This is a genomic window from Flavobacterium agrisoli (genome assembly GCF_016522065.1).
Taxonomy (GTDB): Bacteria; Bacteroidota; Bacteroidia; order Flavobacteriales; family Flavobacteriaceae; genus Flavobacterium; species Flavobacterium agrisoli.
Genome location: NZ_JAEHFV010000002.1, coordinates 675180 through 689336, shown reverse-complemented (window position 1 = coordinate 689336; position 14157 = coordinate 675180). Strand labels below are relative to the sequence as shown.

Genomic DNA, 14157 nt, shown 5'->3' with positions numbered 1-14157 from the left:
GCTTTTTAAAATTATTTAAAACTGTATATTACAATTTTCCTTCATATTTAGAACCCACGTGAACAACTTCTGTTCTTCTGTTTTGAGCTCTACCAGCAGCAGTTTTGTTAGTTGCAACTGGTTTAGATGAACCATATCCTTTAGCAGATAAGTTTTCTGGATTGATTCCTCTTTCGATTAATGCATTCATAACAGCCTCAGCTCTTTCTTGAGAAAGTTTGTCATTGATTTTTGCAGAACCTGTACTATCTGTGTGTCCTTCAATACTGAATTTCGCGTTAGGATAGTTTTTCAAGATTTCTTTCATTGCATCTAATCTTTGTGGAGTTTGAGCATCACCTTTTTTGAAGGTAGCTTTTCCTGTATCAAAGTATACTGCTCTAGCGTTGATTTTAAGATCTTCTAAAGCTTCAGTAGTTACTTCAGGACATCCTCTGTTACTAGCTGGACCAGCTACTGTAGGACAGTCATCATCTTTATCAGCAATACCATCTTTATCAGCATCTAAGAAAGGACAACCTTGGTTTTCTTTAGGACCTGCTTCAGTAGGACATTTGTCATCTTTATCAGCGATACCATCACCGTCAGCATCTGGACAACCGTTTAATGCAGCTAAACCAGCAACATCTGGACAAGCGTCATCTTTATCAGCGATACCATCACCATCAGTATCAGGACAACCGTTTAACGCAGCTAAACCAAATACATCTGGACAAGCATCTGAAGCATCAACAATTCCATCACCGTCAGTATCAGGACATCCGTTGAATTGTTTTAAACCAGCAACATCTGGACAAGCGTCATCTTTATCGTAGATTCCGTCACCATCTGTATCTTTTCCTCCAAATTGGAAGATGATACCAGCAGTATGTTGGAAATGAGATGGAGCGTCTGGAGCACCAGCAGCATCTTCTCTATCACCAAAAGACCATTTGTAACGTGTAGCTAACTCAAGACCGATAGCATCAGTAAACCAGAAAGTCAATCCAGCACCTGGGTTAACTGTACCAAAGCTACTATCTCCGAAGAAAGTATAACCTCCACCAACAGATAACGAAGGATCGAACCATTTTGATCCAATTAATTCTTTGAAGCTATATTTAATAGTAGCATCAATTCCATAATACATTAAATCACCTGGATTTTCAACAACCATACCTCTACTGTCATGACCTGGCGCTGTTGGATCAAAAACAACAAATTTATCAATTTTATTAACCGACCCCATTAAACCAACAGAGAACCCAGACCCTACGTATCGAGACACGTTCAAGTAAGACAAAGAAGGAAGTATATTCCAGTTATCACTTACGTCGAATGGTTGAGAAAAATGTTGTTGGAACCAATTAACATGCTCTGGCCCAGCACTTGTTCTAGTATCCACGGCATTTACCCCAAAAGAGATAGCCCAGGGATTATTACTGTCCTGTGCGTGAGAAGAAAATCCCATCGCCATCAATACAGCAACTAAAAGTTTGTTAAGATGTTTCATACTTAATTTTTTTAATTACAATTTAGTTAATTATAAACAAAAGTAAGACGTAATTTTTTAAATACAAAGCAAAATGTTAAAAAAACTTACAAAATTTATCATTATTGCCTTACAAGCTCGAAATTAAGGAGTTACGCTTGTTTTTAACAATTCAAAACAAAAAGAGCTAAAGCAATTAAAAAAACACAATTAAAAACCTCTTTTCAATCAAAAAGAAAGAGATTTTAGCTTTTTTAAGACTTCCCAAGAACCATTTTACCTTGTTAAAACTCAAATCCTAAACTGTTAATTTTTAACAAGATAACCAATGACAAATTTAAACCCCTATCATAAAAAAACCACTTCAATATCTTCCCCAATATACACTAAAGCTTTTTCAACCACTTCGAACCCCATCAGCTCTATTACATCCGCGTATTCTAATAGTTGCGTATTGTATTTTGGATTTGGCTTACCTGTTTTATAATCTACCACATAAGCCTTTTTTAAAGAATCAAAAACCATACGATCTGGTTTTAAAATTTTTCCGTTTTGCTGAATTAACTCTTGTTCATTTAAAACCTGCATTTCATCATCGTAAAAAGAACTTAATCTAGGATGATAGATGATTTTATAAATCGTTTCTTTTACAATTTCTACTTGTTCTAAAATAATCAAACCCAATTCGAGTGCTTTATGCAGCGCCAAATCTACTTCACTTTTATATTTTATGAAGGACAAAATTTCGTGAATCACATTACCGTAAGCAATCGCTTCTCTTTGATGTGTCCCCCACATTAAAGCTTCTTTTTGAGCAATTTTCACTTTATTCAAATCAAAAACATCTTCGGTAAATGGAATAGTTTCTACATCTGAAATCGGATCGGATTTTGAGGAAATCCTGAAAAAAGCACCAAATTCGTACTCTAATTTATCCTCATCAAACTGTTTTTTTTGCTCTAAAAATCGAATAAAAAATGAAGCCATTGTATTCGGCCATTCGCCAGTTGACTTAGTTATAGTTTGCATTTGTGAAATAACATACAACTGTTCTTCAGCCCTTGTTAGTGCCACATATAAAACATTCACATTATCCAAAAGCTCTTCTTGCTTTTTTTGATGGTATAACTCAGAAGCCGAATCACCAAATTCAGCAACAGCACTTGTGTTATCAACCAAAAGTTTTGAAAATTCAAATTCCTCTTCATCTGCATCCAACCACAATTTATCTTTAGGTTTTTTGACATAATCTTCATCTGCAAAAGGCATGATCACTACCGGAAACTCCAATCCTTTCGATTTATGAATGGTCATAATTCGCACCGCATCATTTCCATCGGGAGACGGGATACTGAATTTGCGATTGTTTTTATGCCAATACACTAAAAAGTCCGCTATACCCGCTTGGTTTTTTATATCTTTTTCTAACACTAAATCTAAAAAAAACTGCACGTAGGCATTGTTCGAATGCGGTTTTACCACCTTTCGCAAAATCAAATCTACCGCCTCATATAGTGTTTTTTTTCGGATATCGGAAAATGAAAACGAAATCCCGTAACCCAATAACCAATTTTCGAAGACTACATCATCAGTGCATTGCATTCCTTCAGCAATAAAATCAGCCACTTCTTCAATCACAACAGCAGTTTGCCCTATATAATAAAGTAAATTTGCTTTTGCCTCTAGATTGGCTTTATTATGCAAGTATTCTAAAAAATGAATAATTACCCGAACTTCGGAGGCATTATTTATTAAAAGTGTTTCAGAGGAAATTAATGGGATTTTTTGTTCGGTTAAATAATTAGCAATAGCAACGCCTTGATCTTTTTTACGTGTTAAAATCACAATATCTTTATAATCAAAACCCTCTTTTTTTACTTTCTGAATGGTTTCAACCGTTTTCAACACATATCTTTCTACTTTATCCAACGTATCTTCTTCCGATTCGGTTTCGGACGAAGACAATTTCGGCAGAAAAGAAATATTTACATAACCTCCCTTTTTTGCATTATCTTTCTGAAAACTATGATTTTCATATAAATCTTTATAATCTGGATTATCGAAATGCCCCGAAAGGAAATTAAAAAAATCATTATTAAAATGAATCACCTCACTAAAACTGCGATAATTCGTATCCAAATGTGTTAGCTTTTTGTCGTTGTTGCTAAACGGATTCGAACTCTTACTCAACTCAATAAACTGTTCTGCTTTCCCACCCCTCCAACGGTAAATTGATTGCTTAGGATCTCCCACGATCATCAAAGTCCCTTTTTCTCCCGATTCGTCTTGACCTGCCAAAGCATTATCAATTAAGGGAATCAAATTCTCCCATTGCATTTGCGAGGTATCCTGAAATTCGTCGATGAAAAAATGGCGGTAGCGCTCCCCTATTCGTTCATAAATAAAGGGCGCGGGTTGGTTTTGAATTTCGCGATGGATTATCGCGTTAAATTCGGCAATAGACAAAACATTTTGTTCTTCTTGAATTTTACTTAGTTCGTTACTAACCGTATTCAAAAGCGAAAGTGGCGTAATATTTTTTAAAATAGCTTTATAAAAATGCACTTTATGAAACAAGGCATAAATCACCTTTAGTTTTTGCAACAAATCCGGAATCAAACTTTCGATAGCGTCTCTATCCGTAGCTGTTTTATTGATTTTAACATCTTCCACTTCGTGGTATTGTTTGTTTTTAGGATTAAATTTTCCATCAACAATACTTTGCAAATGTTTTGGAAAAAACCCACCAGAAAACGACTTTAGATCAATGTTATTTTTCTCCAACAACAGCATGGCTTCAGCAGCAATTGAAACGGTTTGTTTTTCAAATGCTGTGATTTGTGCATCAATCTTCGTTTTTACATCCACAAAATCTTCAATGGATTTCTCTTTAAAACTTAAAATCTCATTTCTGTTATTCTCATTAAAAATCAATTTTCCCGTTTCCAGAATTTCCCTTGACACATCCCAAGATTTATCATCATCAATTTTGGTCATTGTAAAATCAACTAAAAGTTTCGTCAATTTATCATCACGACCCGCTTGTGCAATTAAGGCATCAACCGCTTCAATTAACAAACTTTCGGTATCGAGCGTAACTTCAAAAGAAATTGGCAAATTCAAATCGTAGGCAAAAGCCCTAATTACGCGATGTGTAAATTTGTCTATCGTTGAAATATCAAAAGCCGCATAATTGTGAATGAGATGTTTGATGATTTGTTTTGATTTTAGCTGAATTTGTTCAACCGAAAGTTTAAGGTCTGGAGCCAAATCTCGCATCAAATCCAATGCTTTTGAAGAAGGCGTTTCTTTTGCAAATTCGTTCAAATTACCCACAATTCGGGTTTTCATTTCATGAACCGCTTTATTGGTAAACGTAATGGCCAAAATAGAACGGTAAGCATCATTTTTAGTTGATGAAAGAATAATTTTGAGGTATTCTTTAACTAAAGTATAAGTTTTACCAGAGCCAGCCGAAGCATCATAAATTGAAAAAGAAGGTCTTTGCATTATTTTTACATTTTATAACTGTAAAAATAAGACTTACAAAAGAGTATTTTGGAGAAAAAAATTATTTATTAAATGCTTTTTTATTAAAGACAATTAAAATTCCAACACCTGTAGATATGGCTACATCGGCCACATTAAAAATAGCATTGAAAAATTTAAATTCGTTACCCCCAACTATTGGCATCCAATCGGGGAAATAACCATCAAAAATGGGAAAATACAACATATCAACTACTTTTCCGTGAAACCAAGTGCCGTAGGGTGCATCCGAAAAAAGGGTTGCTAAATTGTGCGTGCTATCATCAAAGATAACACCGTAAAAAACCGAATCAATAATATTACCTGCTGCACCCGCAAAAATTAACGCAATGGCAGTAATCAGAAAAGTAGAGCTTTGTTTTTTAACTGAATCAGACAACCAATACGCAATACCAAAAACAGCAAAAATGCGAAAAACAGTTAAGATTAATTTACCATATTCACCTGGAATTTTAGTTCCCCAAGCCATTCCTTCGTTTTCTATAAATAAAATTTTAAACCAGTTAAAAACAGAAACCTCTTCGCCTAAAACAAAATTAGTTTTGATATAAATTTTAGAAAGTTGGTCAACTAATAATATGATAAAAATAAGCAAATACGCTTTTCGTAATGACATTTGAATAGTGTTTAGTGGCGCAAAAGTAACAATTTAATCAAAAAAAACGCTCCAAAAGGAGCGTTAAATATGGATTGGACAAAAAGGATTATCGTTGCATATTTTTAGCCTCGATACTCATTGTAGCGTGAGGCACAATTTTCAATCTTTCTTTCGAAATTAATTTACCTGTAACTTTACAAATTCCGTATGTTTTATTTTCTACTCTAAAAAGAGCATTTTTAAGGTCGCGAATAAATTTTTCTTGACGAATAGCCAATTGCGAATTTGCTTCTTTCGACATGGTTTCACTTCCTTCTTCGAATGCTTTAAAAGTAGGCGATGTGTCATCGGTACCATTATTTAAATCATTCATGTAAGCACTTTTTATCAAATCCAAATCGGCTTGTGCTTTCAGTATTTTATTTTGAATTATCTCTTTGAACTCTGCTAAATCAGCATCTGAGTATCGCGTAATTTCATCTACCATGGTTTATTATTTTGAAATTAATAACATCGTCTTTATCTCATCAAACTCAACTACCGTGCCGTTTTCTAACGCATCTAAGAAAACCAACTCTTCGGTTAAGGTTTCCGATTTTATATAACTCTCATTTTTCAAAATGGCTTCTTCTAAATTACCATTTCGTTTAATCTGAACTTTAATTTTATCTGTAACTTCAAATCCAGAATCTTTACGGATATTCTGAATTCGATTTACCAATTCTCTTGCGACACCTTCACTTTTCAATTCGTCTGTGATTGTAATATCCAGCGCTACTGTAATTCCGTTAGCATTTGCCACTAACCAACCTTCAATATCTTGAGATGTTATCTCTACATCCTCTATTGATAAAGTTACATCTTTTCCAGCAATTACAATATCTAGCGTTCCTTGCTTGTCTAATTGATTGATTTGCTCCGCCGAAAAAGCTTGTATTTCCTTAGAAATCAACCCCATATCTCTACCAAATCGAGGTCCTAAAGCCTTAAAATTAGGCTTAATTTGTTTCACCAAAATTCCAGAATCATCATTTAAAAGAACAATTTCTTTTACGTTTACCTCAGCTTTTACGAGGTCCGAAACCGCTTCAATTTGACTGCGTTGATCTTCGTCAAGTACCGGAATCATTACCTTTTGCAAAGGTTGACGCACCTTAATCATCTCCTTCTTACGAAGCGACAAAACCAGTGATGAAATAGTCTGCGCCTTCTGCATTTTACCTTCTAACGTTTTATTAACAAAGTTTTCAACGTATTTTGGGAATTCGGCTAAGTGCACACTACTGAATTTCTCTGTGTTTGTAGCTCCTGTAAGGTCACGATATAACTGATCCATAAAGAACGGCGCAATTGGCGCACTTAACTTACTTACCGTTAACAAACAAGTATATAACGTTTGGTAAGCCGCTATTTTATCTTGCGCATACTCTCCTTTCCAAAAACGACGACGACACAAACGCACGTACCAGTTACTTAAATTCTCCTGAACAAAGTCCGAAATAGCCCTTGCCGCTTTGGTTGGTTCGTAATCTTCGTAATACGAATCAACCTCTTTAATCAAAGTATTTAACTCTGAAATAATCCATTGATCGATTTCTGGTCGTTCGTTCATCGGAATTTCTGCTTCGCTATAAGTAAACCCATCAATATTGGCATATAACGAAAAGAACGAATAGGTATTATATAAAGTACCGAAAAATTTGCGTCGCACTTCCGCAATTCCTTCTATATCAAACTTCAAATTATCCCACGGATTCGCATTTGAAATCATGTACCAACGGGTTGCATCGGGACCAAATTCTTCTAAAGTTGTAAAAGGATCAACAGCATTACCTAGGCGTTTTGACATTTTTTGACCGTTTTTATCCAAAACCAACCCATTTGACACTACGTTTTTATACGCCACTTTATCAAAAACCAAGGTACCAATTGCGTGCAAGGTATAAAACCATCCACGAGTTTGATCTACTCCTTCGGCGATAAAATTGGCTGGAAAGTCTTTGTTTTCATCGATTTTATCTGTGTTCTCAAAAGGATAATGCCATTGTGCATAGGGCATAGCTCCCGAATCGAACCAAACATCAATTAAATCGGCTTCGCGTTTCATCGGTTTTCCTGATGGAGAAACTAACACCAATGCATCTACTACATTTTTATGTAAATCGACTAAATCGTAATTAGATTCAGACATATTTCCAATTTCGAAACCTTTAAAAGGGTTCTCTTTTTGAATTCCAGCTGCTATGGATTTTTCGATTTCATTGTACAATTCTTCAACCGAACCAATGAGGATTTCCTCTTGTTTGTCTTCGGTTCTCCAAATTGGCAACGGAATTCCCCAATAACGAGAGCGGGATAAGTTCCAGTCGTTAGCGTTTTTAAGCCAATTTCCGAATCGACCTTCGCCAGTTGCTTTTGGTTTCCAGTTGATCGTTTCATTCAACTCGAACATTCTTTCTTTCACCTCAGTTACTTTTATAAACCAAGAATCCAACGGATAATACAAAATTGGTTTATCGGTTCTCCAACAATGTGGGTAACTGTGAACGTATTTTTCAACCTTAAAGGCTTTATTTTCTTCTTTTAAACGAATAGCAATTTCTACATCCACAGAACGTTCTGGGGCTTCACCTTCGTTATAATATTCGTTTTTAACATATTTACCCGACAAATCACCTAAGTCGTTTACAAAACGCCCTTGTAAATCTACTAACGGAACAGGATTTCCATTGTCATCCAAAACTAACATTGGCGGCACTTCTGGAATTGCCTCTTTAGCCACTTTAGCATCATCTGCACCAAAAGTGGGAGCCGTATGTACAATTCCGGTACCATCTTCTGTAGTCACAAAATCACCCGAAATTACTCTAAACGCATTCTCTGGATTTTGATAAGGCAACACATAAGGCAATAATTGTTCGTAACGAATTCCTACCAAATCAGCTCCTTTGGTTTCGGTTAAAACTTGATACGGAATTTTTTTGTCTCCTGCTTTGAAGTTCTCAAAATCGGAAACTTCTTCAGAAGCAAAATATCCTTTACCAAATTGTTTTCCCACTAAATTTTTAGCCAAAACCACATTGATTGGTTCAAATGTATATTGGTTAAACGTTTTTAATAAAACATAATCGATTTTTGGTCCAACCGTTAAAGCAGTATTTGAAGGCAAAGTCCAAGGCGTTGTCGTCCAAGCTAAAATATGAACCGTTCCGAATCCTTGTAAAAAGTCTGGTAACTTTTCATCAATCGCTTTAAATTGCGCAACAATAGTTGTATCTGTAACATCACGGTACGAACCCGGCTGATTTACTTCGTGCGAAGACAATCCGGTACCTGCTTTTGGCGAATAGGGCTGAATGGTGTAGCCTTTGTACATCAAATCCTTATCGTAGATTTGCTTCAATAACCACCAAACCGTTTCCATGTATTTGGATTTGTAGGTAATATACGGATCTTCCATATCTACCCAGTATCCCATTTTTTCGGTCAAATCATTCCACACATCGGTGTAGCGCATTACGGTTTTTTTACAGGCTTCGTTGTATTCTGCCACCGTAATTTTGGTTCCAATATCTTCTTTGGTAATTCCTAATTCTTTTTCGGTACCAAGTTCAACAGGCAATCCGTGTGTATCCCAACCCGCTTTACGCTTAACTTGGTATCCTTTTTGAGTTTTATATCTACAAAAAATATCTTTAATAGCACGCGCCATCACGTGGTGAATTCCAGGCAAACCATTTGCAGAGGGTGGCCCTTCAAAAAACACAAAAGGCTCATTGCCTTCGCGAGTGGTTATACTTTTTTCAAAAATATTTTCTTGCTTCCAAAAATCAAGCACTTCCGACGCTACGGTTGGCAAGTCAAGTCCTTTGTATTCAGTAAATTTTGTACTCATTTTATCCTTTTCTTAATCGAGGTGCGAAAGTAATAAATTTATATCGAAAGTAGAAAATTGAAAGTCGAAAGTTACAGAAAGCGGACATTTTTGTCAGTAATAACAGTCTATTACGAAAAAACCTCTTTTAAAACTTCAAGTGATTTTGGTTTTTTGAATCCGTCTAAATGAAAGTGATAATAATCGATTAGTATTTTGAGCAACAATTGTCTTTCGATTACATGAAACACTTTTGAAGCATCATTCCATTTTAAAGTAATCAATTTTTTAAACAAATTGCTTTCGTGTTCGCTCAAAGTATCCGCGCTTTGAAAGTGACTAAAAACCCCTTCGTTCATTTCAAAAAAAGGAAAATCCAGATTAGAAAGATCAGGATAAAAACCAAAAAATTTTGTCATTTCTAGCATTACAATCAAATGAAAATTAGCAATTTCGTTGTGCTCATCTAACCATTTAAGGGTGTTTTCTAAAAAAACGAAAAGAGGCGTATTTTGTTCTTCTTCTTGAATAGAATGATGCAGTATTTCTGAAATAAATAACACCATTGTACTTTTAAAAATATCCGTATGAATGGATTGAAAAGACGTGGCAATTTTAAGTTCTTTGAAATGCTCTAGATTTCCTTTGTTTTTATGAACAGCTTCAATTTCCAAAACGGTCATAGGCTGAAAGTATGCTTTTTTTTGACTCGCTTTTTTTCCAGAAAAAGCATCGCGAACAAAATAGGATTTTAAACCAAAATCTTCGGTAAAACATTTTACAATCAGGCTTTTTTCCTGAAATTTTAAAGCCGAAATTACAATTGCTTTGGTTTTTACTTGCATTATAAATTAAAAAGATTGAAAGAGTGAAAGATTGAAAGATCAATTCTTTACATTAACGAATAATCATCAGTTTTTTTACTTTGGTTTCAGCTCCATCTTCGCATGCAACAAAAATCATGTACACACCCGAAGCGACTTTATGTTTGCCAAATGCGGTAGTATCCCATTCTATTGTTCCTCCTTCCGAAGTGGTTTCGTAAACTAAATTCCCTGAAATATCAGTAATTTTTACATTCGCTTTATCGATTAAACCCGCAATTTTCACTGTACCGGTAAAACCAGGCCGAACCGGATTAGGATAAGCATATAGATTGTTTAAATTATCGTTGGCTTGGGTTGCAGTACCTTTAAACGAAATCATTCCTTTGGCTGTGGCTAAAAAAACTTCGCCCGTTTTGGCATTTATTTTAATATCATTGATATTATTGCTTGGCAAAGGCGAATTATCAATTGTAAAGTGGTATAGTGTTTTTTGACCATTAGAAGAAACTAAAAACACCCCCGAATCAACAGTTCCAATCCATTTATTATTAGCACCATCCACTGCAAGTGCGGTGATAGACTGTTCGTACATTAATTCTTGAGCCAAACCGTCTTCTTCAATAATAATCGGGTTCGCTGTCAATTGATTTTGGGACTGAAAACTATTTACCGAACTTAAAACACGCAACCCCTTTGTTGTCCCAATCCATAATTGATTACGGTTATCCAATGCAATAGCACGTACATCCACGCTTGGTAAATTCCCTGTATCCTCCCCCGTAGTAATTTTTCTGAACAAATTTCCATTTTCCGAAAAACCCACTACACCATTTGTATTGGTTGCCAACCATTTCACGCTGTTTTTATCAATTACCATATTGGCATAACTAGTAGTTTCGGGATCACTCAATACCGAAGTCATGCTATAACTTTGCCAAGCACCATTGGCGCGCAAAACTTTCAAACCATTTTTAACCCAGCCGTTACCAATCCATAAATTACCCGATTTATCAAAAGCGGTCGCATTAACCCTAATATCAATATAATCGGGACCAAGTGCTGTAAGCGATTCTAACCCGCTATTGGTTTGATTGTATAAAATTTGCGGAACATCGTTTTCTACTTTCAACAAACCCGAGAAAAAAGAACTCGCATAGACCTGATTTTCATTGTTCGGATTTATGGTGATTCGGGTCATGGACTTTGCCTCTAAAACTTCGGAATAAGGAATATTCAACCATTTTCCTTCATTTAATTTGCTCAAACCATAAGTATCTAGCGGATACGGATTATAGGATGCCGTATAATCACCGTAAACCGCCCAAAGTGAATTTGGCACCACGTCTAAAGAAAAAATACTGTTTCGTTTGGGACCTTCGGGAGTAACATTTATAAACGGAGCCATCGCGGTCAAAGAAGATTCATACAAACCGTTTTCTTTTGTTCCGATGTAAATATTATCATTGACTAAAGTAGCACAAGTTAGACTAACATTCTCGGTACTTGAAAGTTCCGTTGAATTAATTTGGCGAATAACATTGAGTTGTCCTCCATACACATACAAAGTCCCCGATGTCGTAATTAAAAAACCCTCATTTACAGCCCTCACATCAGCGGCCGCTTGTGGTAAAGTTTGAAAAAAAGAAAATCCAGAAGCAGTATAACGCGATATATTGCCTGTATTTTCAACAGCAAGAAGTTGCGAATTGCTGGCCGCAACACCCACCCAGTTGCCCGGAATGACCACTGTCCATTGCAGATAATCAATTAAATTTGGATTTGAAAGAGTCGCTTTTCGAATACCATCGGTAGTGGCTGCAAAAATTTCATTTTGAAAAACTGCAGTTTGTTTTACGCTTATTTCGGCACCCGAATTTCCGATAAAATAAGTATCGCCAAATTGCAAGGTTTTTAAATTGAACTGTACAATTCCGAAATCACAAGACAAATAAAGCATTCCATTATACTCGGTAAAATGATTGATTTTTTTGGCCGTAACAGACAATTGTTTGTTGATGATATCAACTAGTTTAAGAATGGCGCCATCCGTTTGATTGACCACAATTAAAAGTCCGTTTTCATATCCGATAACTTTTTTCTGATAGGCTTCGCTGTAATAAAATGCAGAAATGGTTTGTCCAGACAATCCCTCAATAGTCGTAGTGGTTTCGAGTAGGTTTGTAGCTTGATTTTTCGAAAAAAAAGCGTTTTCAGAAGCGGCCAAAACTGCGGAAGAAGATTGCGAAATATCTTTAATTTCATTAAAAGAAAAATAGCCCTGCCAAAGCAATTTATTTTGCCCGAAAAAGCTTTGAACCAATAAAAGAAAAAAACACAGTAAAACCCTTGCTTTCATTATATAACTTCTGTTTTGAATGACAAATATAACACAAACAAAATGATACTGATTTTGTTCTTTTACAAATAAAAATGCCTTCCTTGACAAAAGCAAAGAAGGCAAGCTTAAAAATACAAAAACTAAACTAAACCTTGTGCCAACATAGCATCCGCTACTTTTACGAATCCAGCAATATTAGCGCCTTTAACATAATCTACATATCCATCAGACTCTTTACCGTAGTCCACACAGGCTGCATGAATATTCAACATTATATTTTGAAGTTTTTCGTCTACCTCTTCTCTTGTCCAATTCAAACGCAATGAATTTTGCGACATTTCCAACCCTGAAGTTGCCACACCACCCGCATTAGAAGCTTTTCCGGGAGCAAATAAAATTTTAGCCTTATGAAAAGCCAAAACCGCTTCGGGCGTAGACGGCATATTGGCTCCTTCGGCAACCGCCAAGCAACCATTGCTTATTAATTTTTCGGCAGCCGCCTCATCCAATTCATTTTGAGTAGCGCAAGGCAACGCCACATCGCAAGCTACATCCCAAGGGCGTTTTCCTTCAAAATAAGCAGCTTGTGGATATTGCTGAATGTATTCGCTAATACGACCTCTTTTTTCATTTTTCAATTCCATTACAAAAGCCAATTTTTCAGCATTAATTCCTTCAGCATCATAAATATAACCGTTAGAATCGGAAAGCGTAACCACTTTGGCTCCTAATTGAGTAGCTTTTTCAGTAGCATATTGGGCCACATTTCCAGAACCCGAAATAACTACTATTTTATCTTTTAAGGTTTGCCCTTTGGTTTGCAACATGCTTTCGGTGAAATAAACAGCGCCATAACCCGTAGCTTCTGGACGAATTAAAGAACCTCCAAACGCCATACCTTTACCAGTTAAAACTCCGGTAAATTCGTTTCGCAAACGTTTGTATTGTCCGAACAAATAACCTACCTCTCTACCTCCAACACCAATATCACCGGCAGGCACGTCGGTATCAGCACCGATATGGCGTTGCAATTCGGTCATAAAACTTTGGCAAAATTTCATGATTTCGTTATCCGACTTTCCTTTAGGATCAAAATCAGAACCACCTTTTCCACCGCCCATTGGCAAAGTGGTCAAACTGTTTTTAAAGGTTTGTTCGAAAGCTAAGAATTTTAAAATACTAAGATTTACAGAAGGGTGAAAACGAAGACCACCTTTATAGGGTCCGATTGCCGAATTCATTTGTATGCGATAACCACGGTTAACTTGAATAGTACCTGCATCGTCTAACCAATTAACTCGAAACATTATCACTCGCTCTGGCTCAATCATGCGCTCGAGTAACATTTTATTTTGATATTTTTTATTTTGATTGATAAATGGAATTACTGTTTCGGCTACTTCAAAAACAGCTTGTAAAAACTCGGGTTCGTGGGCATTTTTGGCCTTAACCCCTTCCATGAAAGCAGTAACATTTTGCGACATAAAATTAAAAGATATT

Annotated in this window: 8 protein-coding genes; all 8 read right to left on the bottom strand. The window is 35.9% G+C overall.

The annotated features are described in order from the left end of the window. Positions 1-28 precede the first annotated feature (28 nt). On the bottom strand, positions 29-1492 hold the full coding sequence (locus tag I5M07_RS07990) for an OmpA family protein (RefSeq protein WP_200105691.1): 1464 nt from the start codon (positions 1490-1492) through the stop codon (positions 29-31). A 327-nt stretch (positions 1493-1819) separates the two neighbouring features. Continuing rightward, positions 1820-4981, bottom strand: a complete 3162-nt coding sequence (locus I5M07_RS07985; protein WP_200105690.1) for a UvrD-helicase domain-containing protein — start codon at positions 4979-4981, stop codon at positions 1820-1822. Between the two features lie 61 nt (positions 4982-5042). Then, positions 5043-5636, bottom strand: a complete 594-nt coding sequence (locus tag I5M07_RS07980) for a lipoprotein signal peptidase (protein ID WP_200105689.1) — start codon at positions 5634-5636, stop codon at positions 5043-5045. Positions 5637-5724: 88 nt separating this feature from the next. Next, positions 5725-6105 carry a TraR/DksA family transcriptional regulator gene (locus I5M07_RS07975; RefSeq protein ID WP_200105688.1) on the bottom strand — a complete coding sequence of 127 codons (381 nt, stop codon included), beginning with the start codon at positions 6103-6105 and terminating at the stop codon, positions 5725-5727. 6 nt (positions 6106-6111) lie between these two features. Then, positions 6112-9513, bottom strand: a complete 3402-nt coding sequence (gene ileS / locus I5M07_RS07970) for an isoleucine--tRNA ligase (protein ID WP_200105687.1) — start codon at positions 9511-9513, stop codon at positions 6112-6114. Between the two features lie 110 nt (positions 9514-9623). Beyond that, on the bottom strand, positions 9624-10337 hold the full coding sequence (recO, locus tag I5M07_RS07965) for a DNA repair protein RecO (protein ID WP_200105686.1): 714 nt from the start codon (positions 10335-10337) through the stop codon (positions 9624-9626). A gap of 52 nt (positions 10338-10389) precedes the next feature. After that, complete coding sequence (porZ, locus tag I5M07_RS07960) at positions 10390-12675, bottom strand: type IX secretion system anionic LPS delivery protein PorZ (protein ID WP_200105685.1); 2286 nt, start codon at positions 12673-12675, stop codon at positions 10390-10392. Between the two features lie 122 nt (positions 12676-12797). Next, positions 12798-14141: an NADP-specific glutamate dehydrogenase gene (gene gdhA, locus I5M07_RS07955; protein WP_200105684.1), complete on the bottom strand. Its 1344-nt coding sequence runs from the start codon at positions 14139-14141 to the stop codon at positions 12798-12800. Positions 14142-14157: the final 16 nt, after the last annotated feature.